The sequence below is a fragment of the Chitinophaga nivalis genome (assembly GCF_025989125.1).
In the GTDB taxonomy this organism is placed as follows: domain Bacteria; phylum Bacteroidota; class Bacteroidia; order Chitinophagales; family Chitinophagaceae; genus Chitinophaga; species Chitinophaga nivalis.
On the sequence record NZ_JAPDNR010000001.1, the window covers coordinates 7,138,354 to 7,161,296 of the forward strand.

General features: G+C 45.5%; 19 protein-coding genes, 3 tRNA genes and 1 pseudogene. 10 read left to right on the plus strand and 13 right to left on the minus strand.

Annotated elements, in window-relative coordinates; translation table 11 throughout:
• Positions 1-43: 43 nt before the first annotated feature.
• The 6 genes from pepE (at position 44) to OL444_RS26090 (ending at position 3,418) form a co-directional block, all read left to right on the plus strand.
• A complete protein-coding gene (gene pepE / locus OL444_RS26065; protein ID WP_264728627.1) occupies positions 44-751 on the plus strand; it encodes a dipeptidase PepE in 708 nt (235 codons plus the stop codon).
• A 44-nt stretch (positions 752-795) separates the two neighbouring features.
• Complete coding sequence (locus OL444_RS26070; RefSeq protein ID WP_264728625.1) at positions 796-1,383, plus strand: TetR/AcrR family transcriptional regulator; 588 nt, start codon at positions 796-798, stop codon at positions 1,381-1,383.
• A 59-nt stretch (positions 1,384-1,442) separates the two neighbouring features.
• Positions 1,443-1,511 (plus strand) — tRNA-Gly (locus tag OL444_RS26075).
• A gap of 54 nt (positions 1,512-1,565) precedes the next feature.
• Positions 1,566-1,637 (plus strand) — tRNA-Ala (locus tag OL444_RS26080).
• Positions 1,638-1,659: 22 nt separating this feature from the next.
• Positions 1,660-3,015 (plus strand): SDR family NAD(P)-dependent oxidoreductase, encoded by a 1,356-nt coding sequence (locus tag OL444_RS26085; protein WP_264728623.1) that lies wholly within the window; start codon positions 1,660-1,662, stop codon positions 3,013-3,015.
• Between the two features lie 49 nt (positions 3,016-3,064).
• The gene (locus tag OL444_RS26090) at positions 3,065-3,418 is read left to right on the plus strand and encodes an ADP-ribosylation/crystallin J1 (RefSeq protein ID WP_264728621.1); all 354 of its coding nucleotides are present in this window, start codon (positions 3,065-3,067) and stop codon (positions 3,416-3,418) included.
• A gap of 48 nt (positions 3,419-3,466) precedes the next feature.
• Here the strand turns inward: OL444_RS26090 and OL444_RS26095 are convergent, their stop codons facing one another.
• The 8 genes from OL444_RS26095 to OL444_RS26130 all read right to left on the minus strand — a co-directional run bounded on the left by OL444_RS26095 (position 3,467) and on the right by OL444_RS26130 (position 15,264).
• Positions 3,467-4,798 (minus strand): DEAD/DEAH box helicase, encoded by a 1,332-nt coding sequence (locus tag OL444_RS26095; RefSeq protein ID WP_264728619.1) that lies wholly within the window; start codon positions 4,796-4,798, stop codon positions 3,467-3,469.
• Between the two features lie 129 nt (positions 4,799-4,927).
• Entirely contained in the window at positions 4,928-7,342 is a 2,415-nt protein-coding gene (locus OL444_RS26100; RefSeq protein ID WP_264728617.1) for a TonB-dependent receptor, read from the minus strand.
• A 111-nt stretch (positions 7,343-7,453) separates the two neighbouring features.
• The gene (locus OL444_RS26105; RefSeq protein WP_264728615.1) at positions 7,454-8,518 is read right to left on the minus strand and encodes a glycoside hydrolase 5 family protein; all 1,065 of its coding nucleotides are present in this window, start codon (positions 8,516-8,518) and stop codon (positions 7,454-7,456) included.
• A gap of 129 nt (positions 8,519-8,647) precedes the next feature.
• Positions 8,648-9,712 (minus strand): SO2930 family diheme c-type cytochrome, encoded by a 1,065-nt coding sequence (locus tag OL444_RS26110; protein ID WP_264728612.1) that lies wholly within the window; start codon positions 9,710-9,712, stop codon positions 8,648-8,650.
• Positions 9,713-9,732: 20 nt separating this feature from the next.
• Entirely contained in the window at positions 9,733-11,007 is a 1,275-nt protein-coding gene (locus OL444_RS26115) for a parallel beta-helix domain-containing protein (RefSeq protein WP_264728610.1), read from the minus strand.
• A gap of 23 nt (positions 11,008-11,030) precedes the next feature.
• Positions 11,031-13,781: a TonB-dependent receptor gene (locus OL444_RS26120; RefSeq protein WP_264728608.1), complete on the minus strand. Its 2,751-nt coding sequence runs from the start codon at positions 13,779-13,781 to the stop codon at positions 11,031-11,033.
• A 133-nt stretch (positions 13,782-13,914) separates the two neighbouring features.
• Positions 13,915-14,802, minus strand: coding sequence for a LytTR family DNA-binding domain-containing protein (locus tag OL444_RS26125; RefSeq protein ID WP_264728607.1), 888 nt, complete (start codon positions 14,800-14,802; stop codon positions 13,915-13,917).
• A 78-nt stretch (positions 14,803-14,880) separates the two neighbouring features.
• Positions 14,881-15,264 (minus strand): hypothetical protein, encoded by a 384-nt coding sequence (locus OL444_RS26130; RefSeq protein ID WP_264728605.1) that lies wholly within the window; start codon positions 15,262-15,264, stop codon positions 14,881-14,883.
• A gap of 47 nt (positions 15,265-15,311) precedes the next feature.
• Between OL444_RS26130 and OL444_RS26135 the strand changes: the two genes are divergently transcribed.
• Positions 15,312-15,797 carry a hypothetical protein gene (locus tag OL444_RS26135; protein WP_264728604.1) on the plus strand — a complete coding sequence of 162 codons (486 nt, stop codon included), beginning with the start codon at positions 15,312-15,314 and terminating at the stop codon, positions 15,795-15,797.
• Here OL444_RS26135 and OL444_RS26140 read toward each other — a convergent pair.
• On the minus strand, positions 15,794-16,309 hold the full coding sequence (locus OL444_RS26140) for a hypothetical protein (RefSeq protein ID WP_264728602.1): 516 nt from the start codon (positions 16,307-16,309) through the stop codon (positions 15,794-15,796). The two genes, OL444_RS26135 and OL444_RS26140, sit on opposite strands and share 4 nt — an antisense overlap.
• 82 nt (positions 16,310-16,391) lie before the next feature.
• Between OL444_RS26140 and OL444_RS26145 the strand changes: the two genes are divergently transcribed.
• Together OL444_RS26145 and OL444_RS26150 are read left to right on the plus strand one after the other, a co-directional pair.
• Positions 16,392-16,465: transfer RNA gene (locus tag OL444_RS26145), tRNA-Pro, on the plus strand.
• 331 nt (positions 16,466-16,796) lie between these two features.
• Positions 16,797-17,312: pseudogene (locus OL444_RS26150) on the plus strand (integrase core domain-containing protein); the annotation flags it as partial.
• Between the two features lie 21 nt (positions 17,313-17,333).
• Here the strand turns inward: OL444_RS26150 and OL444_RS26155 are convergent.
• The 3 genes from OL444_RS26155 to OL444_RS26165 are packed head-to-tail and all read right to left on the minus strand — an operon-like array spanning position 17,334 to position 21,093.
• The gene (locus tag OL444_RS26155; protein WP_264728599.1) at positions 17,334-19,568 is read right to left on the minus strand and encodes a protein kinase domain-containing protein; all 2,235 of its coding nucleotides are present in this window, start codon (positions 19,566-19,568) and stop codon (positions 17,334-17,336) included.
• 6 nt (positions 19,569-19,574) lie between these two features.
• A complete protein-coding gene (locus OL444_RS26160) occupies positions 19,575-20,432 on the minus strand; it encodes a PP2C family serine/threonine-protein phosphatase (protein ID WP_264728597.1) in 858 nt (285 codons plus the stop codon).
• Between the two features lies 1 nt (position 20,433).
• Complete coding sequence (locus OL444_RS26165; RefSeq protein WP_264728595.1) at positions 20,434-21,093, minus strand: vWA domain-containing protein; 660 nt, start codon at positions 21,091-21,093, stop codon at positions 20,434-20,436.
• Between the two features lie 101 nt (positions 21,094-21,194).
• Here OL444_RS26165 and OL444_RS26170 point away from each other — a divergent pair, with 101 nt between their 5' ends.
• Positions 21,195-21,500, plus strand: coding sequence for a MoaF-related domain-containing protein (locus OL444_RS26170; protein WP_264728593.1), 306 nt, complete (start codon positions 21,195-21,197; stop codon positions 21,498-21,500).
• A 351-nt stretch (positions 21,501-21,851) separates the two neighbouring features.
• Here OL444_RS26170 and OL444_RS26175 read toward each other — a convergent pair whose 3' ends face one another.
• Positions 21,852-22,928 carry a TlpA family protein disulfide reductase gene (locus OL444_RS26175; RefSeq protein ID WP_264728591.1) on the minus strand — a complete coding sequence of 359 codons (1,077 nt, stop codon included), beginning with the start codon at positions 22,926-22,928 and terminating at the stop codon, positions 21,852-21,854.
• Positions 22,929-22,943: the final 15 nt, after the last annotated feature.

The following is a 22,943-nucleotide window of genomic DNA, read 5'->3' on the forward strand; positions in this document are numbered from 1 at the left end:
TTATTTTTTAGGGAGATGCCCTACATTTGTTTTATTTTTTTCCATGAAGCACTTTATACTGGCAAGCACCTCCACTCTTTACGGAGAGAACTATCTGGCCTATTTACAACCGGCCATGACCACCTTATATCAAGGCGTTACAGAAGTGATCTTTGTTCCTTTTGCCCGCCCCGGCGGCATTTCGCACGATGATTACACGGCCCGGGCGGCGGCAGCCTTTGCAGCTATTGGTATCAACGTACGTGGCCTGCATACTTTTGCAGATCCGGTAGCAGCCATCCAGGCGGCACAGGGATTTTTCACCGGTGGCGGCAACACCTTCCTGCTGGTAAAACAACTGCATGAACAAGGACTCATGTCTGTTTTAAAAGCAGCTGTAGAAAGCGGCAAACCTTATATGGGTTGCAGCGCCGGCAGTAATATCGGCGGTATTTCCATGCAAACTACCAACGATATGCCGATTGTATATCCACCTAGCTTTGACACGATGGGACTGGTACCTTTCAACCTGAATCCGCATTACCTGGATCCCATTCCCGGTGTACAACATATGGGCGAAACCCGCGAAACACGTATCGGGGAGTTCCACACCCAGCACAGTACACCGGTAGTGGGCCTGCGGGAAGGCAGCTGGATTTATGCAAAAGGGGATACCCTTACCCTCGCCGGCACCCTCTCTGCCCGCATTTTTGAAGCAGGCAAAATACCGTATGAACTGGAAGCGGGCAGCAGCCTGGCTACACTGCGGTAAAACCACTCCATACAACTGGAACTTTAATCGCGTATATTTGTACTATGCGTAACCGGGATGAAAATAAAGCAGTAGCCATCCGCGAAAAAGCGATGGAAATGATTGTGCAGGAAGGGTTTGATGGCCTGAGTATGCACAAGCTGGCGAAAGCCGTTAATATCTCTGCTTCCACTATCTACATCTATTTCAAAAACAGGGAAGACCTGCTGAATCAGTTGTACATCAATGTAGCAGCAGTGTTCACGACGGTGACCCTGCAGGACTTTGATCCGGAGATGGATTTTGAAGCAGGGCTGTGGCTGCAATGGAAAAACCGGTACCAACACATCCTCAAATATCCGCTGCACTTCCGGTTTTCGGAACAGTTCCGTAACTCCCCGCTGATACAACAACAGGAAGAACTGGAAGATCCTTTCCGCAAAACCATGCGGAAGTTTATACAACATGCCGAAGAAAAGCAACAGCTGGTATCCCTCCCGCCGGAGGTATTCTGGTCTGTTGCCTATGGCCCTTTTTACACGCTGGTAAAATTCCATCTTGATAATCAGACGATGTCTGGCAAACCTTTTTCCCTCAGCGAAGAAAATATGCGACAGACCTTTGACCTGGTAGTCAAAGCCCTCCGCCCCTAAGACCATACCTGGCCTGTTTCCTTGCGTTCATCGGAACTTTCCTTTACATTCGTACCAGAAAAGGTATGGTGTAGTGGAAACATCTCTCCCGCCAGGAGAAGATACAGGTTCGAGTCCTGTTGCCTTTTTAGCTGTTAACTAACGTATACGTATATACTAAAAATACTACCTTTGCCCACGGTAGCGGGGTAGCTCAAAGGAAGAGCATTGTCACTGCATGACAGGGGATAGCGGTTCGATTCCGTTTCCGGCTACCTTTTCCAACTATCTATCATCATGGCCACACAGGAGTTTACACAGGAACAGTGGGATCATTTCTACAACATCCTGCAATACCTCAGCAAAAAACCGGATGCCTCCCCGGATACCCAACGCCTGAAAGGACTGGTTACCAAAATATACAAAACAGCCCGGAAAGATATTCAGCGGACAGCCAGCGAACAACGCAAAGCTTCCGACCAGGCAAAATTGCAGCAGACCGTTGTGTTCCAAATGGGCTTACAACCAGCTGTCAGCAACCAGCCGGCGCCGCCCACCGTTTACCTGCCCCTGCAACAGGAGCTGGAGAAAGCGGCGATCTGTTATGCCTGCCGCCAGCCTTATCACACAGTACATTTTCATTACCACCGGCTATGCAGTACCTGCGCCGCTACTCACCTGCAAAAACTGGAACAACGTGTATCCCTTACCGGTAGAACAGCGCTGATTACCGGCGCCCGCATGAAAATAGGCTATGCCACCGCCCTCCGCCTCCTGCGGGATGGCGCGCGGGTGATTGCCACTACCCGCTTTGCCGCCGATGCCCTGCTGCATTACACCGCTGAGCCAGACTATGCGGTATGGAAAGAACGACTCACCATTTATGAGCTGGATATGATCAGCATCCCGCAAGTAGAACAGTTTATTCAGTTTATGCTGACAACCTTTCCTACCCTGGATATCATCATCAACAATGCCGCACAAACGCTTTCGTATCCATCGGAATACTACCGCCCGCTGATAGCGCGACAAGCCCTCCTGCCCGCCTTGCCGGCGGCAGACCGTGCCCGTATTGCCTCTCCGGCCTCCCACACCGCTGCCCTGCCGGCACTTTCCGGTCATTTTCCGGAAGGACAGCTGGATTACTTCCATCAGCCACTGGATACCAGAAGCAGCAACAGCTGGGTCATGAAACTGCATGAAGTAGATACCGCAGAAGTATTGTCTGCCAACCTGGTGAACAACATTGCGCCCTTCATGCTTAACAGTCGCCTGAAACCCTTGTTGCTACAGTCTTCCTTTGCCGCACGTTTCATTATCAATGTCACCTCTTCCGAAGGACAGTTCAGCTATGCCAGCAAAACCGTTTTCCACCCACATACCAATATGACCAAAGCCGCACTCAATATGATGACCCGCACCAGCGCTGCCGACTATGCAGCCAGCGGTATTTATATGAACAGTGTAGATGTGGGATGGGTGTCTACCGGCAACCCGATTGAAAAGAAAACCCGGCTGGAAGAAAAGGGATTTTTACCACCGCTGACGCTCGCAGATGCAGCTGCCCGCATTTATGATCCTATCATACAGGGTATCCAGGACCAGCCCACCTATGGTAAGCTCTACAAAAACTATGTGGAAGTGGATTGGTAAACCTGTATAACGGGAATGCCTATCTTTGATATCATCACAAATTATCCCCATGACATACACCACCTTATATCGGCCGGTAGGCCCCGACGAATTGGTATTGATAGAACAGTCCGGCTGGAAGCGGTTTCCGCCCCGCAGACCGGATCAGCCTATTTTCTATCCGGTGATGAATGAAGCCTATGCCATTCAGATCACCACCGAATGGAATGTGCCGGCCTATGGCAGCGGCTTTGTCACCCGGTTTGCCGTAGCCAGCGCCTTCCTGGAAAAATACACGGTAGAAAATGTAGGCAGCGACCTGCACAACGAATTATGGATACCTGCGGAAGACCTGGATGCCTTCAATGGTCATATCATCGGTCTTATTGAAGTCACTCAATCCTATCACCGGGAACCGGCATAAAAAAACCCGTTCAGGGTTACTGAACGGGTTCGTATATCCTTTACCGTATTAACGGGCAATATCGATCTTCACTTTCTTGTTTTTGATCTTTTCATTTTTGATCAGCTCCAGTACGTGTCCTACTTTGGATTTTACCACTGCTACAAAAGAGAAAAAGTCTTTTACTTCGATTAAGCCGATATCTTCTTTTTTCAGTTTACCCCGGTTACCGAGGAAACCTACGATATCTATTTTATTCACCTTGTCTTTTTTACCAGCCGCAATGAACAGGGTGGTCCATTTTGGTTTTTCCGGTAAAACAGCCGTTTCCGGCAGTTCAATGGTGATCACCGCTTCATTGGCAATGTATGGCATCAGTTTTTCCTCCGGCGACAGGATCACGATAGCGGTGCCGCTGGCTTCCATTCTGGCCGTACGTCCGTTGCGGTGCGTCCAGCTGTCTTCGGTATGTGGTAAATGGAAATGTACGATGTAGCGGATATTCGGAATATCCAGGCCGCGGGCAGCCAGATCAGTCGTTACCAGTACATTCACGGAGCCGTTGCGGAATTTGCAAAGGGCGGCATCCCGCTCCTGTTGTTCCATAGCGCCATGATAGAAGGTATTGATGATACTTTTTTCCGACAACATTTTGCTGGTACGCTCCACGGCTTCGCGGTGATTGCAGAATACAATGGTAGAGCGGTTACCCAGGTAGCAGATGAGGCGAAACAGGGTTTCTACCTTATCATTTTCCGGTGCCAGTACCTGTTTTATTTCCAGGCGGGCGGCCGGTGTACCTTCTTCCGGCAGGAAGTTGAGTTTTTCCGGGTCCTGCAAAGCCAGGAAATCCGGGATATCCACGGATTCCGTAGCGGAGGTGAGGATACGTTTGTTGATCGCCGGCAACGAGTCGGTGATAAAAGATACTTCTTCCTGGAAACCCAGTTCCAGGGTTTTATCAAATTCATCCAGCACCAGGGTGGTGATAGCCGCCGTGGTAATGTTTTCCCGGCGGATGTGATCACCCAGACGGCCAGGCGTACCAACAATAACGGCTGGTGGCTGTATGAGGTTGTTTTCTTCTGTTTCTCTCAGGTGTCCGCCATAACAGGCCGTGATCTTAAATCCGGTACCCATCTGCTTAAACACTTTTTCTATCTGCAGCGCCAGTTCACGGGAAGGCACCACAATCAGGGCCTGTGTATCTTTATTGGCAGCATCCAGTTTTTCCAGTACCGGTAACAGGAAAGCCAGCGTTTTACCGGAACCGGTCGCAGACAACAGGATGACATCGGCCTTTTGGCGATTTGCATCTACCGATGCCTGCTGCATTTCATTGAGTGAATCAATTTTGAGATTGGTAAGAATATTACCTAAGCTGTAGTTTTCTTTTTGCATTTGGGGCAAAAGTACGAAAAGGAGGATTAAGAATCAGCAATTAAGCAAGAAGGAGGATAGATAAGCGGATTATCTTCGCTTATCTATCCTCCCTATTACATCCTTTTTTAATCTCAGGATAACGCTATCCTAGAATTTATAGGAAACCGTTCCAACAAACTGGGTCGGCGGAATCGGGTTGATGCTGTAATTCTCGTGCACGTAATAGTTATATGCATTGGTGATATTGGATACTTTACCCAGGATCGCAAAACGTTTAAAGGTATAACCGGCGGTGAAATCCAGGGTCGTAAAGCCTGGTACGGAGATCAGACGATTGGTGACCTCAGTCCCTTTCACCACGGTATTGTTCCATCCGGCGAAACGCTGGCCGATATAATACACACCGGCACCCAGTTTCAGGCCTTTTACCTTTGTTTGCTGGAAAGTATAGAATACGCTCGCATTAGCAGTATGATTCGGGTTACCTACCAGGCGTTCGCCGGAAACAGATGCCCCTACTACCCCTTCGGGTACTTTTTCAATGGTGATATTGTTGTAGCTGTAACCACCGATAACATCCAGTCCTGGCAACGGATGACCGGCAATATCCACTTCCACACCCTGGCTCAGGGTTTCGCCAATCAATGCTTTAAAAGCCGCATTGGTATTGATGCCACCGTCTTTATCGAAAGGCGCTGTCTGTGCATAATTATTATTCCGGATACGGTATAAAGTCAGGTTGGCAGATAATAATCCTTTGAAGAAATCATTCTTCACTCCCACTTCATATTGCGTGATAATAGAAGCAGGTAAAGGCACATTGTAGATATCATTGGCATTGTTAGGCGTAAAGGAAGTCGTATAGCTCGCAAATACTGCAGTTGTAGGAATCGGTTTGTATACCAGTCCTACACGCGGAGAAAATGCCTGATCGTAGCGGGTTGTAGCCGTACTGCTGGTGGTAGTGGTGCCGGTCTGGAAGTTATAGGTTTCCGGTACATTCGTCTGCAGGTAAGAATAACGTACGCCCGCCAGTAATTTCAGTTTAGGAGAGATGCTGATCAGATCCTGTACATAGGCACCAATACGGTTAATCGGCGAATTGGTTCTGGAGAGCAGGGTATCTACAGGCATATCTGTCCGTAAGGCATTGCGATCGAACGTATATACATTAATGATATCATAAATACCTTTTACCTTTCCCAATACAGAAGGCACCCCATAGGTGTAGCTGCCAGACAGGTACCGGTCGGCATCCACACCAGCCAGGATCGTATGTTCCAGGCTACCCGTATGGAATTTACCGGTAACATCTATTTGAGCGGAGTAATAATCTTCGTTATTGGCATTTCTACCCAGTGGCCGTTGCCAGGTGCTGTCTGCCTTCGCCTGAATTCTTTCGATGGCGTAATAGTCACGCTGGTATTTGGAATACCCGATGGTACCGGTCAGGGCCCAGTTATCGTTGAACTTATGGCGCAATATCGCAGATGCACTGGTTTGCTGCGTGTGGGCATACTGCCATGGCGCGCCAAAGAAGGTATTGCGGGGAACGTCGAGAATATTTTTATCTGCGATGCTACCGATACCGAAATCAGGTGTAAAATCGTGTTTCAGGTAATCTGCCTGTACCAGCAATTCCGTCCGGTCGCTGAGTTTAAACAGCAAGGAAGGGTTTACATAATAACGTTTGGAATGTACCTGATCGCGGTAGCTGTCTGCCGTTTCAAAGGTACCGTTTACGCGGTAGGCTATTTTGGAAGACAAAGGACCATACACATCTACAGATGGCTTTAATAGGCCATAGCTGCCGGCTCTCAGGTTTACTTCGCCACCGAAATTGAATTTAGGTTGTTTGGTCACCATGTTCATCACGGCGCCCGGAGACACGTTACCATACAGGATAGCCGCGCTACCTTTCAATACCTCTACTCTTTCCAGGGAACTCATTTCAGGCATCACACCGGTATTTACCCGGATACCATTTTTGAACATATTGGTGCTGGAGAAGCCATAGCCACGGGCATTGAAGGTTTCCTGGGTACCGGCGCGCTGGGAAGCCATGTAAACACCGTTTACATTTTTCACCACATCGCTCAGGCGTTGCGCCTGCTGGTCTTCCAGTACTTCATGTCCGATGATGGCTACACTCTGTGGCAGGTCCATCGCCGGAACCGGCAATTTACCGATCGATACAGGTCTTTTATTAATGGTTCTGGTACGGGTACCTTCTACCACAATTTCATTCAGCTGGCTGGAAGAGGATTCCAGCGTGTAGGTCACATCTGTGGCCTGATCGGCTGTAACCGTAACATTATTTTCCAGGGTTTTCATCCCTGTATAGGAAATGACCAGGTGATAAGCGCCTGGTTTTACATTTTTCAGGGTAAATACCCCTTCTTCGTTGGTGAGCGTACCTTTTTTGGTATCTTTTAACCCAACCGTTACAAATGCTGCCGGCTGGCCGTCTGACGTGGAGATTTTTCCTTTAATGCTACCGTTCTGCGCGAATACAGCCAGGTTGAACAATATCAAACTGACGATCAAGTATAAATGTCTCAATTAATAAATGTTTAGCGGAGTAATTTTGCGCGAAGTAAGACACTTTTGCACAGATACCCCTACGCGAATCAGGAAAATGATTTACGCAATCGGGAAATTATCAAGACTCCATTATTCCGCTTTCGTCATTTGCCGGATAAATACGGTTTCGGTAGCGTCAAAGGGGGTTCCGTCGGTATGGAAGATGTCGTGGTACCAGATCACCGGTGGCGTTAGTACTTCCGGCTTGCCCTGTGGGTAGTTGGTTTGGGTTTTACCGGCCACCAGGCCCCAGTTGATGGCTCCCACCCGGTTTTGCTTCATCATAGGCAGATGGCTGCTGAAAAAGCTTTTGTTGGGGCGTTTCATATATTCTGTACAGATGAGGGGGCGGTTGTAGCGTTGCAGGCTATCAATAGCGCCCGCCATGGAGGCGGAATCGCGGTAATTATGAAAAGTAATAATATCTGACTGGGCCAGCTGGTAAGCATTAAAAGCGGTAAAATCATCCCGCCAGATACCAATAGAGATAGGTTGGGTGAGCTTTACTGCCCGTGCCCAGGCCACCACATTTTTCAGCAGGGGCCAGCTTTTATCGCCATGCCCAAAGTGCCCGGGTTCATTATAGAGGTCCCATAACAATATGCGTTTGTCTTTTTTGAATGTTTCCAGCACGTCGGTTACATACCGGTGCAAGGTATCCATGAGCAGCGGCAACGAATCTATACGGTTACCCGGATCTTTCAGCCAGCGGCTGTTGTGGGTGGCCGCCACCGGAGCAGGTTGCGGCCCCGGGGCGTAATCATCTTTCCAGCAATCATCAAAAAAAACAAACATGGTTTTAATATGATGCCGGCCGGCGATAGCCAGGTACTGGTGCATCCGTTTTTTGAATCCTTCCGGATCACTCACCCATGCCACATGGTGCAGGTATACCCGCATACAGTTCATACCAATACCGGCGGCATATCCCAGTTCCTTATTAATGGTAGCGGTATCAAAGGTGGCGGCCTGCCACATTTCCAATTGGTTGACGGCATTGGAAGGGGTAAAATTGGCGCCTACCAACCAGCCTTGCTGCTGATACCAGTCGTGGGCACGCTTTTCAGTCCAGCGGGCCTGTTGCGCCTGCCCTTCGGAGCATACGCCTATGATCAGTAACAGGAATAATAAACAGGTATTTTTTACGGGTATCATACGGGGTATTTTTATTAGGCGCTGCAAGTATACATTTTCCCGCCCTAAAACCGGCAGCAAGGCGCTGTCTACCCCGGCTGATTATTATCCGGATGCCCTGGCAGCGGGCATCCGGACATTTGTTAATCCTTATTTTTTAGCATTTGGCAACGCGTTGATCCATTGGGTAATCAGCGCCACTCCTTCCGTATGAACGACGGTACGGGCCAGCTCGGGCATAGCCACTCCCGGCTCGGCACTGTTCATCCGGTAGGCCAGGATGGAATGCAACGCATCGCCCGGCACGATATCGTAGTCGAGGCCACCAGCGCCACCGCCGGCAGAAACCGGCGATTTGCGTACTCCCAGGCGATCGGGACTGGTTTGCTCATACTCCAGGAACAAGCCCGTATTGAAGGCATCGCCGCCTTTGGTGTGGCAGTGCGCGCAGTTGACATCCAGGTAGGCGCGGGCACGCTCACTCACTGTGAAGTGTACACTATCTTTCCAACCCGGCAGCTGCGGTACCTGGGTCAGTGCTGGCATCCCTGTCAGGTAGCCCGCAGCAGCCAGTTTCTCCAGCTGATTTTCCGTATCTCCCACCCGGGTATAGTTGAGGTTGCGCGCCTTCGGGCCAATAGGCGTCAATACGCTGTTATTGATATGGCAACGTTTACAATCGTTGGTATTCGGCATCTGGTATACGGTATGCCGCTGCTGGCCCTGGTCGTCGAGGAAAGTCATCGGAATTTTCTTTCCCACAATCCATTTCACGGCATCCTGCTGTGTATCGTTCCACAGGTAGTTCATCACCTTCCACTGCCCGTCTGCCGGATCTTTGAACAGCAACCGGGTTTCCAGCATCACCTTCCTGTGTTCCGGACTTGTATAGGCAAAGTTTTTTATAATAAAGGTGCTATCCGGAAAAGACAGTGCACCGGTAGCCGTATAGCTGATACTGCGGCCTTCCGGCAATACCACGAACCGGTCTTTCACCGTATAGTCGGTAAACAAAGGCGTGGTGAGGTCGTAGTTCACCACTCCCTTGCGGGGTTGTAACTGTCGCAGTTCCCCGGTAAAAAAACCATACTCCGACAACCGGTCCCTGAAACGAAAAGGGCCTGCCGTTGTTGTTTTAGCGGGTTGCTGCTGACAGCTGACCCCAACGATCATACCTGTTATCAAAAGGCTGGTCCATAAACAAAGCTTCCTCATCTCCCGAAAAATTAACTGCATTATTTACAAGTAAAAGGGGTCATATCTGTACTGGGACGCCAGTTTTTTGACCGGATATTCAATGCATCGATATTTACAAACAGGTTGGTACCCTGCTGCCGGATACAGAGTGAGTCCGGGTTTACTGCAGTGCCTTTCGTGAGTATATTCGTGGTAATACCATCATACAAAATGAATGGCAGCCGCATATCCTTCCGCGCCGGATCCTGCGCTTTCAGCTGCTGATCCAGCCCTACCAGCACCTTCCCTATATGATGCGCATATACCGGCTCGGGGAAAGCATTGCCCATTTCCATGACGTTGTCGTGGATATGTATGTTGCGGGGGATGGGGAAATATTTATCATTCATTTTTTCTCCGGCACTTTCATCTATAAAAAATCCGGACACCACTGCAATAGCCGCGGAGTTATTATTAATGATCCGGTTATTGTACAACTCTACATCAGAAGCCGCCAATATAATAATACCACTGCCCGGCGCCGCATTGCCCACACCCCAGGTATTACCGAAGCTGCCTGCCTTTGCAAAATTCCGTTCGTTGTTATCATGCATATAGTTGTTGTAGGCCTTTACGTAGCCGCCCCGCTGGGAGAGATCCGGCAGATCGAACACCAGGAACCCGGATGTATTGCCATAAAATTCATTGTCGTATACTTCTGCATGCGACGTATTTTCTATTTCGCAACCGGCCACATTTTTATAGGCCCTGCATTTGCGGATAATAGCACTATCCGACTGTCCTACATAGATACCTGCATCAGATGCACCTTCTGCATAACAGTTTTCTATCAATACATTTTTGCACAACACGGGGTAAATGGCATAGCCGCCACTGGTAGAATCAGCCACCTGCCAGATCGCATGCAGATTGGTCACCACCACTTTTTCACTTTTGTTGATTTTAATCAGATCTCCTTTGGAGTCCCGCAAGGTCATCCCATCTATGGTAAAACCTTTCACATCTGTTACCCGGATGCCTTCTCCACCCTGGCTTTGCGCCGAAAAATCCAGGATGGTTTTTTTCGGGCCGGCGCCCTGTATGAGAATATGTTTTACCTGCGCTATACTCAGGTTATCGAACTGATAAGTCCCTTCTTTCAGGGTAATACTACTGCTGTCTGTCAGCGACAGCATCGCCTCTACAATACGGGCTTCTTCTCCCGGGCCAAAGGTGAGCCGGGTTTTATACCCATCGCCACCCTCCTCTTTTACACCGCCGTTACAAGCCACCAGTAAGGCTATCAGGCATAAATAAAAATGATGCTTTTTCATACATTCATGGATTTTATTACAGGTTAAAAAACATTATAGGCAAAGCTGATATAGTACAATCCGCCGATAGCCGGACTGCCAAAGCCATTGCGGTAATAGGTATTGGTAAGATTGGTAGCGCCCAGCTTAATTGTTGAATGCGCCTGCAGCAAGCGGTAGCTGCATTGCGCATCTATCACGGCAGATGCGGGTACGGTACCACTACCAAAACCTATCTGGTAGAAATAAGCCGGCCGGTACCGGAAAGTGGTATTAAAAGCATACCGCTCCTTTTTACCGAAACCAGTATTACCAAAATCGATGTTGAACTTATAATTAGGGGTATTAAAATTATTGACCTGGCTATTGTTCCTGTTCTTTAAAAAATCTGCAGAGAAATTCACCTTCGCCAGGAAATGCCGCGACAAATCCACACTCACACTGGCGGCATATCCATAGGTATTGACATGCTCTGCACCATTATAGGCAATATTGTATTGCGTATAGGTACTGTGGTTTTTAAAAGCAGTGATATCCTGCGTACCCGGCGTGTTGGCCACATTCACATACCCGATAAAATTCTTCCAGGTAGCATAATATCCCAACACATCCACCAACACACAGCCGCCGATCAGGGATGCATATCCTAACTCAAACGCATCTACGGACTGCGGCATGATATCGTTGAGCTGAAATTTCTGCAGGTCTGCCGGATTGTTGGTTTGCTGGTATTTTTGTACACTTTCCAGCGTATACGCCGGATACTGATCGAACTGATATACGCCCTGCAGCAATCGTGCAGACCCACCGGAAGCAAAGCTGTTGTAATCTATCAGCGTACTTTGCAGCGACTGTATATTGGAAGGAAAGCTATAGGCATTCTGATAGGAGAAACGGATAAAACTTTCTTTATTCACCTCCAACACCGCAGCTGCCCGGGAAGTCATACGCGGTTTTTCAAACAACGTATTTTTATCGTAGCGGAAAGCGGCACTCAGACTGAGTTTATCCCGGATCAGTTTTTTCGCCAGGTGCACATAGGCGCTATACTCCGCCACATCAATCGGCTGTGCTTCATCCGGGAAAAGAGTGCCTTTGGAATCCAGGCGATAGAGCCGGTAGTTAAGTCCTGCTATCAGCGTAACATATTTCAGGAGAGAAGAAAAATTGTATTGTCCTTCCACATTATACAACTTACTCTTATCCAGGAAAAGGGTGCCTCCTTTGGAAGTAGGAATGCCTGCAATACTGTCTTTCAGCTGCAGAAACTGCGGACTGCCTGCTTCCGGCCTGCCGGCATCGGCTGCACTGCGGGCCCATACACAGGCTTCTTCATAGCTCTTACCACCTGCCATCGCTGTCAGCAACGCAGCCGTATACTGCGGATACCAGCCATCACCCGTTGCTTCATGATAGCTGGGCTTCCAGGCTTCGTTGATCAGCTGTGCCGTAGGACTGGCAATAATCGTACGCCCTGAATTTTCCTGGCTGGTATATGCCCGCACAAACCAATTGGCCGCTTTTAATTCGGCCCGGTACTGTCCGAGGCTGAAACCCGTGAGGGCATATCGGGTATCATTGCTGTATACTGCATTGCCTTTACCAAAAGTACCCGATACAATCATCTCCAGCTGCGGCCGGATCTTATATCGTAGCTCCGCATTGGCTTTAAACAAGATCGCCTCACTGCTGAGATACCCATATTCCGGATACCCGGTACGGGCCACTTTATTACTTCCTTTTCCCAGCAAGGGATTGATCAGCGGCGCCAGCTCCGGCTGCTGGGCCAATGCTCCCTGCAGAAAGGGATTTATATCGATGGAAGTTTTGCTGCCGTAGCCATTCACCGCATTGTAGTTGGGGTCCTGCAAAGGGCCGCCGACGCCGTTGGTATTGGTGGTATCTGCCGCTACCCAGTCTTTCGCCCGGGTATACTGCACATTGATTTTAAATGCCAGCCGGTCATTGATCTTTTTCGCCCAGCGGACCGTCCAGTCGTAGTAAGGGGAAGGTCCCAGCGGATCATTGCCCTTTCCTTTCCGGATATGATTCACGCCCTGCGTGATCTGTGCACTCAGCCCCTGGTATTTAAAAGGATCTTTCCCTGTCATCACCAGTGTACCATTCAATCCACGGGAACCATACAAGGCCGAAGAAGCGCCTGCCAGCAGCTCCACATTATCGACATCCAATTCCGTGAGCCCGATGACAGCGCCTAACGGGAAATTGAGTCCGGGCGCCTGATTATCCATCCCATCCACGATTTGGGTGAAATTGGTATTACCACTGGTATTAAAGCCACGGGTGGTAATCGTGGTAAATGTTAAACTGGAAGTGGTTACATCCACTCCTTTCAAACCCTGTAACATATTGTAATAGCTCGGCTGCGGCGAGTTAATGATATCTTTGGTACCTATCCTTTCAATCGTCACCGGCGACTCTATTTTCCGCTGTACCAGGCGGCTGGCCGACACCACCACTTCTTTTCCCAACACCGTAGCCGGCGTCAGTACGATCCGCTGAAATCCGGGTGCCGTGATTGTCAGTACCCGGGATTCAAAACCAACGGCTGAAATCAGCAGCGTCAATGGAAAAGACTTCCGGGTAGAGAACCTGAAATTTCCCTGGTCATTGGTATAATCACCATTAGGCGTATCCTTTAATACAACAGATACGGCGGGTACCACCTCATGGGTGACACTGTTGCGGATATTACCGGCGACTTCCTGTTGCGCCATCACCACTACCGGTAACAGGAACAGGCAGACCACACTGAATAGTACAGATTTTAACATCGGCTGGAGGGATTTAGATAACCTGGTTTAGTTTTCACGTTGTGTCGTACACCAGCGATATTACTTCAATCCACTGCACCATAGTGCCTATGGCATTGACTTTGGGGCGAAAACCAGGCTATACGGGGTAAAATCAGCCTGTTGGGGCAAAACGCTCCTGGAAGACCGGCAGGCAGGAAGCCGATACCGGCACTTCCATCTCTTCCAATCCCTCCAACTGCAGGAAATATCCTTTTGTACCTTTTTTAAAAAGTACCACTTTAGACATATTGATTAAATAGGAACGATGCGCCCGGGTGAATCCTTCTTCCGACAACTGTGTTTCCAGTTTTTTCAGCGAAGTACGTACCAGCTGTTTACAGATGGTATGTCCCGACAGGTAGAAGACATGTACATAATTATCTTCGGCCCTGATGAGCAGCAATTTTGCCGGCAGCAGTGTCAGCACCGGCCGGTTATGTTCATCGCAGATCTGCACACAGGCATGCTGCACCGCTGTTTTCTCTTCCGGCACAACTGTTTCCAGCTGTCGCAACTGCGCACATTTTTCCCGGGTATAAAACCACAGCAAAGCAATTAAATAAGGTAAAGGCATGATCAGCGCAGTATAGCGCAGGGTATTAAAAAATTCTGTCCAGGTGAGCAGAAATTTATCGATGAGCATCACATCCAGCAAGGTAACCAGGAAGGCGATCAACACCATCTCTCCCAGGAACCAGCACAGATAAGTGGCATTGGTCAGCTTTTGCCGCCATTTCAGCCGGAACAGCCAAAACTGGGAGACCGTCAGCGCTCCTACGCCACAAAGGGTAAACAGCAGGAATAACTGGGCCAGCGTCAGCTGCTGCCCTTCGTACCAGATGTTGATATTGAAAGGTAAAAAGATATACATGAACAGGAAACTGAAAACACTGCAAAATGTAATCAGCGCTACCCTGTTGGCCACGGAATCCAGTAGAGTAAAGCGCGGCTGTTCCAGGGCATACCTGGTGATAGCTGGCAAGGTATACAGGCTTCTCATAACGTAGTATATTTTCTTACTTAAGTTAAGCAAAAACCAGTAAACCGCCATGCTATCTGCCTGAACTTTTTTACCGTACTACCAGGTGCGCCATTGATCCGCGATACTCCCGGTACCATAGTCCTGGGGCGTTAATCCGGCAGCCCTGCTGATACGGTCGAACAACTCACACAGGTCTTCCTGCTCTTCCCACTCAATCAGCCCTTTCAACTCTTCTGCCAGCTCATTAAAAGCCGCAACTCCATTTTCCACACAGGCCAGCTTCTCCGATTCACCCGCCTCCTGACCGGCAGCCACCAGCTCCGCTATCAGGGTATCCGCAATGGCTTCCGCCCGTTCACAGTTTTCCGGGCAATATTGTTCTACGCCTCCCACATCATCCGCATCACCATAATATTTCTCCCGCCATCCGGCAAAAGGATAATATGCCTTCACCCCTTCCATCCTTTTCTGATAATTCATGTCACTTTTTTTGAAGGCGCAAATATAAATGATATATATTAGTACTTATGTCCAATCCCCTCCATACTACACAGCTTTTCCGGCTTCCCACCTTTCCCCGTATTCTGTTCCGTGTCCTGAGCGTAGTCATGCTGGGACTTAGCGCCTTTACCATCGCCTTTATCAACACCAGCCCCGTGATGGTCTTCGTGCTACCCGTCTTCCTGTTTCTGGCCTGGTCGATGTTTGCCTACACCCGACAATACCTCCTCCTCACCGATAGCTTGCTGACACGCAAAGGCAGCCTGAAATCCCAGGAGATAGACTGGAACGATATTACACAGGTAGACCTGAAAACAGTGGGAAAATATGATGATCCGCAGATCATCCTCTATTACGGCGACCGTACCCTTACGATCGCCCGGAGTTTTTTTTTGACCAAACAATTTAAAGCGATCCTGCTCCTGCTGGAACAAAAGCTACCCGCTACACTTTTCACCACACAATACCACCATACCCGGCAGGCACTCCCCGCCAGCTGGCAGCTACCTTAAAATACCGGTGGCACACCCGGTTTCAGCTCCCTATTCAGTTGCTTTTCGGCTACCGCCAGGGCCGCATCGTCCAGGGCTACAAAACCTTTCGGCGCCTGATCAGCCGTTCCCTTATAAATACCTATAAAAGATTTCGATACCGTTCTGCGGGTAACGGGGTCGGTCATACGAAAATAACGGGGGTACCAGCCTTGTACCGCCCTTTTATCCGGCGCCGGCTTACGTGCCACCTTTTGCCGGTTCGCCATTATTTTTTCCAGGGTAATTTTTGCCACATCCGCTGCTGAAAAGAAATATACCTTACGCCCCCGCAATGCCTGTCCTTCGCCGCTTTTGAATACACCCGCATGGTGCCACTCCGTAGCAAATACCTCCAGCTCCTTTGCGGCAATCTTCGTATTCAACTGTTTGGATAATGCAGCAGCTACCGCTCCGGCTTTCAACAACCCTTTTGCTTCGGCATCCTGGTAGTTTTCTGATTTACCCTCCCGCAGGTAATGTTTCATTTTCATGGGGGAAAGTTAGCCATAAATAATTTTTCCGGGAGAATTTTGGTTATTTATGAAAAAGGTTATTAAATTAGTAAACACATCACGGGATGTAGCGCAGCCCGGTAGCGCGCTTCGTTCGGGACGAAGAGGCCGCTGGTTCGAATCCAGTCATCCCGACAAGACAGGACAAAGTGGAATTATTACCATTTTGTCCTGTTTTATTTTCACTAAAAGCCTTGTCCAGCGTGTATATTATGCGTACCGCTTCATTGATGCGGTTAGTTCGAAATGAAAATCCGTCAAAAATTAATTTTTCAGGATACATCGAACTTATTACTTCCCGTTTCTTTTCAATTTCTCCGGTTTCATACGCATGATCCAGCTTCAAAAGGTTATTCAGTCCCTTGTCCAGAAGGTCGTCAATATTTACTTGGTCTTGGTCAAAGGTGCTCAGTTTGGTTTCCAGCTTTTCAAATTTAGTGCTGTACTCTGTTTTCATTTCCCGGAAATCGGCAGGATCTATCAGCAAACCGTCATTGATACATACACAAAGGTTGCTTTTGCCAAAGTCTATGACAGAAAGAATGCGCTTGTAGTTGCGGACATGCTCAATGACAGGGTCCTGCCTTTTTATGAAGAATATGGTATACGCCTGCTACGCGTCTTAACAGACCGGGGTACAGAATACTGCGGTGCCAGAGAATATCACGAATACCAGCTTTATCTGGCTCTGGAGGATATTGACCATAGCAGAACCAAAGCCAGAAGTCCACAGACAAATGGTATCTGCGATTGGCTGAATCGGACTATCCAGGATGAGTTCTACGCAATCGCTTTCCGTAAAAAGATCTATAATACCATCGAACAGCTGCAGGACGACCTTGATGCCTGGCTAAACGAATACAATCGCAATAGAATGCATCCTGGTAAATACTGCTTTGGACGGACACCACTACAGACTTTTGAGGAAACACTATCTTTGGCTAAAGAAAAACAGCTGGACGACTTGGCGCCAGCTGCATGATATTTTGACCCGACTGTTGGATCAAATCGTAACTATTACAGCTAATTCTTGATGAAGGATGGATAAATCGTTAGCCTCCATAGTTAATTGAACAATAAACTCTTTTATCTCATTTTGCTTTGATGCAAACAGCAAAGTGTACTTTTGCAAATTATCATTCAACGCACTGTGGATTTCATTTGTAATGCTTTTAATTTGGGCAGGTATTGAATTCAAAAGTTCTTTAGCTTGTGTGGTTAATGGCAGATGTAGTTTTTCATATTTTGATTGTATGTCTGAAATTTCTTCTTGGTATATCTTGTTGTGTTTAGCTTTTTCCGTATCTAGCATATCTTTCGCTTTGTTATATTCTATCAAAAAAGGTTGGATGTTTTTTTGAAAAATAGCATCCATATTATTTAATGACTGATGTAAAGCACCAAATTGATTTTGATAGTTTTGTTTCACCGTTTTGGTAATTGTTTCATTTGCTTTTACTTCACATTTTTTTCTCCATTCATTCAACAAATACGCTCTATTCCAACCAATACCTGTTGCCTTTATCCATTGGCCAGAACGAATTTTCAAATTACCGTCTGAGCTAATGTCAATAAAATCCGAAGCAGTGTAAATGCCCACATACGATAAGGATATAACTGCCTGTTTATTATTTGAACCAAAAATTTCTCTCACTTCCTCTGATATTCTATATTTCGAAAGCTTTGCGGGGTTCTGAGTTAAATTATTAATATCAATCTGTTCTTGTTTCTGTAAGTCATATATATTTTTCTGCAAGGCAGACTTTTGCATTTCATGACTTTCATAACGTTTCTCTAAAATGTCCGAATATAGCTGTTTTATTTCTTGGTCAATCTTAGCATGGGTTGTTTTTAAAATCTCAAACATTATTTTTATTTCCTGTACTTCTTGAATATGCAATCCTTTCGCTAATTTATCAATATTTGCCATTTCTACAGTAAAATGACTTTTTAGTTGCCCTATTTGGGATTTTTCCTTAGATAAAATAAGAGCTTCATCCGATCTGAAATTATCAAACAATGCTTTCAAGGCCAGCTCATATACCTGCTGCATTGCATACTTGTATTTCAGGTCATTTTCTCGAGTTCTTATTAAATCTTCTAATTTTTGCTGCTTTGATTTTCCCACAATGTTAGCAATTATAAATTTCAAACCCTTTAAAGGGAAGGGATTCAAATAATTCACAATTGGGAAGGTTACATTTATAACGGGACTGTAATTTATACCTCTTGAATAATCAAAAGTCGGGAAAAATAATAGCGTTGAAGGAAGGGATCTTTTAATAACAGGTTGAGGTGATAAATTCCTACACCATTCATCTGCTGAAGGACGGTCACTTGGATTAGTATACCCATTCTCAAAGCATCGTTTGAAAAGCTCTTGTACACTTGTTTCTAATTTATGGAAATTGTTATGTGGTGGAGGGATTACTTTGAAAAAGGAGCGTTTCTGCCCGTTGGGGAAAAGTCCATTTTCAACCATTTCTGCTAATCCATTGCACTTGTCATAAGGAGTTATACAGCTACCAGAAAATGGATGTATTCCGCAAAGTAAGCGGTAGAAAATTACGGATAAACTAAATCTATCCCATGTTTCATTTAACCCGTCTTTATTAATTTTTACTCCTTTATAATATTCGGGAGGTGTATATTCCGGTGTTACTACTGGTGCAGGAAACAGAATTTTGTTGTTTTGGGTAACAGCTACACTGTCCATGTCAATTATTGAAATAAGCCCATTAGGTTGAATCATTATATTTTCGGGCTTCATGTCAACTAAAACATAGTTGCCCAGATTGTGAATATGATAAATGGCTACGGCAATATTAAAACACAGCTTTAATCGAAGTTCTATTGCTTTAGGATTATAAAAGTCAAACTTTTTCCATTCATCTGTCAAATTCTTGGGCATTCGCACATGGCACAGCAACTCTAGCTTCTCACCTTTGGCAGCAGGCATTGTAAACCCAATAAATTTTCCATTTTCATATACAACTTGGTTAACCCAAATAACTGAATGATGATCATCTTGATGTAATAAAGGGAGATTGGCTGCTAAGTACTCTATTTTTTGTTCTCGTTCTTTAGTTCTCTTGTCCGGTTTGTATATTTTTACAACCTGTTTTTGAAAGCTTACTGGGTTAATAATTCTAAACAAGTCACCTTCGCCACCACTGGCAAAAGCTTTATCTTCTAGTAATAGTTTTGTCCCATTTTTTAATTGTACTATTTTAGACATTAACTATTAACTGTTGGTTATTTCAGAAAAACTAACACCTAAAATCAGCGTTTTATCATCCGTTTCTACTTTTAGTTTTTCGTTCCCTGACATTAAAAAATTCATCCAAAGGTTATTAATTTCTTCTTGACTTTTACCCTGTTTATATAATTCCGGCAAAATTCTCAAATTAGGATTAAAAAAAAGAGGGAAAGGTCTATTAGGATCAAAATAATTTTCCTTTTCCTTGTCAAATAAATTACACTCGAAAGATGCTTTTTCACAACCATCAGAGAGTAAGCAAAATGCTTTCACTTCATCTATAACTACCTTGCTTTCAATATAATTATCAACAATATCATCGTTCCAGATATCTGATGTAATAAAAACAGTTTCGTTAGCTAATTCGCCATGAAATGGTGTAATCGTTGGATACCATTCAAGGTTATTATTGCAATATCCCGCGCGGCCATCCCCTATATGGGTAACTAGCAGTCCTTTGGGAAGAGCGATAGTTAAGATAACCGTACATGCTAATGATCTAAAGTCTAAATCATTACTCATGCTAAACTTATCCAAGTCTTCCCTAATTACAAATAGAGTTTGCTTAGCAACCTTATGCCATATATCCTGATTAGGCAATTCCTTCTGATAATTCCAATTTTTAGAAGTTATTACCTTTTCAAAATGATATACGCAAAGTTCAGCTACTTGTTTCGAACCAATATGGGAGTTTGGGCAAGAGCCAGCTCCATCACAAACAACTGTTATACAGAAGTTATCGTAACACTCTACCTTACAAGCATCTTGACAAGGTTTTTTTTCCAGAATATGTCCACTACCAATTGTAGAAGCGAATGCAAAAATCCAGTTCGGTTGATACATTTTACATTTGAATTTGTGTCCAATCGCTTATAGGAGGGAGCGATAAGGTCTCGCCTTCTGTAGATTTGGTTATTATGCTTATACTATTACTTAACCAGCTAAAAAATTCGGAGAATTTGTATCCATCAAGTGGCAAAGGTGGAGGTGTAGAACAAATTTGGGTAAGTTTTTGATGATTATACCCTCGGACACCTAAACTGTAGAACATAAACTTTTTAGAACCAATAGCACTTGAAACTTCATTTGAAAGCCCATTAACATCCTGTTCCGCATCGGGTTCACCATCGGTAATTAATATGATCATTGGGCGGAAATAGTTTTGTCCCGTTTCTTTGTACCATTTCTTTCTATTTTCAATCAAGTTCATTGCTAATCTTACACCATCGACCAATTTGGTACTTCCGTTTGTAAAAAGCGTTGGCATTTGAAAGTTATTAACCAATGTTGGTTCTTGAATACATTGGGCTGTGCTTCCAAATGTAACCATACTAACTTCTAAACGCTGTGATGCAACAAAATCTGTCAACACCTCTTTATGAAAGTCTTGCAAGCCCCTATTCAGTTGATTTATAGGTTCTCCAGCCATAGAGCCGGATATGTCAACAACGAGTACGCAGAGACATTTTTGTTCATAGTTGTCCGGTGATTGTCCTTCAAACATATTTGATTTAAGTTTTAGAGTATCCGATATTATGTATAATGTGGAAATATAATATTATTTGAGGATATTGCAAAAAACTATTGTTAATCAACTTTCTATGGTTGTATACTTTTTTTTTCGGTCGTAAGTTTCGCGTCGACTATGCCGGTCTTTCAGCAAATAATTTTTACTCGGAAGATGGTAATGTGGTCAGTTATGAAATTACTGATGGCCCAGGCAAAGGTGCAAAAGGTGAATCGCCTTGTGAATGGCATCAAATCGCTGATGGGATATTTGCAATTTCATGGCAGGAAGCCAGTGGCGCTACAGTAGTCCATATTGATAACTTTCCGGAAGGGCATTCGCAAACATTCTTTACCACACCTGATATGAAGTTTTACAGACTACAAGGTCAGTTACAGCGTTAACGACAGATTAATGGATCGTTCATTGGCCGGAATATTCCAGTCGGGCAGTCCGAAAGTCTTAGATGAAGCTGTTGCAGAAACATTGTCTGACATAGTTTTAACTATTTCACTTAGCTGTCATCGTACATGACAAAGAGGTTGTTTTATTTGAGCAAGCCATTCGGTATTTACTTCCATTTTCTTCGGTCATTGATCCTGTTCTGAAAAAGTATGTTAATGCACTGGGTATAATGATGAAAGGGAATATCGATTGGAGTACACTTGACACAAATCGATATTCCCCTGGTGTTGAAATACTGACCATTTTTACTTTGCGTTTCAGCAGAAGAGATTACACCTAAAGATGAATACTTATTTCTTTCTCTGGCTATCAAGAAAACCAATTATGTCAGAAGAGCCGGATAGTGATTTTGACAAGATCCCATTCTCATCTAGCATGTATAGGATGGGATAGCCGGATATTCCGTATTCCGTCTCGATATCTTTGCGATCCGTTATGACAGGATAGTTCACTTTATATCTCTTCAAATACTTTGTCACTCTTTCTTTCAAGTCTGATCCAAAAAAATTGATGAGCCTGATATTACCCTCTAGTATAAAATCAGATTGGTTAATATGATCCGTAACAAGTTGGGAATACCCGCAGTTGGTAGCAGAGAATAACAGCAGTGTTTTCTTTCCAATAAACTTACTCAGTTCAATTTCACTGTTTCTGATATCTATGCCCTTAAAAGGCGGAACTTTCACGCCCGGTTCGAGCGGCTTTAGTTTTTTTATCCTTTCAAAATATTTCAACGAGTATTTTTCAGGAGTTGTAAACGCAGTTTTCGACGCTTTAGCTTCAAATACATAATTATAGAATTTATAGATGACTATTTGAGTCAGCTTGCCCTCTACATAATTTTTTCTTTCAAACCGGGCAATGGAATAATCCGGTGAAATATAGATATGGTGCTTTACAACAATTTTTTTTCCTTCGTATTCCCAGCTGCTTTCAATCCTGGAATAATCGGCGTACGACACTCCTGCCATAAGTGTGTCGTTCACATATGTCCATTCGTGAGTTAACAAAGAAACCGGGCCATATTTTTTCAGTAAAGAAGATTTCAGATAGCCGGATTGGTTGACAGTATCTTCGTAACGATAATATGTTTTTTCGTTATGCCTGACTTCTGTGAAGATCTTTTTTTGATAAGCTTCATCAATTGATCCTCTCCTGGCGAAATACTCAAAATCATAATTTGCCGGGTTAAAAATGGTGTAAGAAACCGTATTCGAATCCACGAGATCTACATCAGGAAGAGGATAGTAGGCAGTCTGAGTATAGCTAATGAGCTTTGCATTTCTATATTTTTGTTTGGTTTTCTCCAAACCTGGATTGTCAGAGTTGGAATTAAATACTAACCCCAAAAGAAGTAGTTTGATCATTTGTACAAATGATTA

Excerpts from the sequence above, each read along its gene's own strand:
- pepE (WP_264728627.1), top strand. The coding sequence starts at position 44 with ATGAAGCACTTTATACTGGCAAGCACCTCCACTCTTTACGGAGAGAAC.
- OL444_RS26070 (WP_264728625.1), top strand. The coding sequence starts at position 796 with ATGCGTAACCGGGATGAAAATAAAGCAGTAGCCATCCGCGAAAAAGCG.
- OL444_RS26085 (WP_264728623.1), top strand. The coding sequence starts at position 1,660 with ATGGCCACACAGGAGTTTACACAGGAACAGTGGGATCATTTCTACAAC.
- OL444_RS26090 (WP_264728621.1), top strand. The coding sequence starts at position 3,065 with ATGACATACACCACCTTATATCGGCCGGTAGGCCCCGACGAATTGGTA.
- OL444_RS26095 (WP_264728619.1), bottom strand. The coding sequence starts at position 4,798 with ATGCAAAAAGAAAACTACAGCTTAGGTAATATTCTTACCAATCTCAAA.
- OL444_RS26105 (WP_264728615.1), bottom strand. The coding sequence starts at position 8,518 with ATGATACCCGTAAAAAATACCTGTTTATTATTCCTGTTACTGATCATA.
- OL444_RS26110 (WP_264728612.1), bottom strand. The coding sequence starts at position 9,712 with ATGAGGAAGCTTTGTTTATGGACCAGCCTTTTGATAACAGGTATGATC.
- OL444_RS26115 (WP_264728610.1), bottom strand. The coding sequence starts at position 11,007 with ATGAAAAAGCATCATTTTTATTTATGCCTGATAGCCTTACTGGTGGCT.
- OL444_RS26120 (WP_264728608.1), bottom strand. The coding sequence starts at position 13,781 with ATGTTAAAATCTGTACTATTCAGTGTGGTCTGCCTGTTCCTGTTACCG.
- OL444_RS26125 (WP_264728607.1), bottom strand. The coding sequence starts at position 14,802 with ATGAGAAGCCTGTATACCTTGCCAGCTATCACCAGGTATGCCCTGGAA.
- OL444_RS26130 (WP_264728605.1), bottom strand. The coding sequence starts at position 15,264 with ATGAATTATCAGAAAAGGATGGAAGGGGTGAAGGCATATTATCCTTTT.
- OL444_RS26135 (WP_264728604.1), top strand. The coding sequence starts at position 15,312 with ATGTCCAATCCCCTCCATACTACACAGCTTTTCCGGCTTCCCACCTTT.
- OL444_RS26140 (WP_264728602.1), bottom strand. The coding sequence starts at position 16,309 with ATGAAAATGAAACATTACCTGCGGGAGGGTAAATCAGAAAACTACCAG.
- OL444_RS26155 (WP_264728599.1), bottom strand. The coding sequence starts at position 19,568 with ATGTCTAAAATAGTACAATTAAAAAATGGGACAAAACTATTACTAGAA.
- OL444_RS26160 (WP_264728597.1), bottom strand. The coding sequence starts at position 20,432 with ATGTATCAACCGAACTGGATTTTTGCATTCGCTTCTACAATTGGTAGT.
- OL444_RS26165 (WP_264728595.1), bottom strand. The coding sequence starts at position 21,093 with ATGTTTGAAGGACAATCACCGGACAACTATGAACAAAAATGTCTCTGC.
- OL444_RS26175 (WP_264728591.1), bottom strand. The coding sequence starts at position 22,928 with ATGATCAAACTACTTCTTTTGGGGTTAGTATTTAATTCCAACTCTGAC.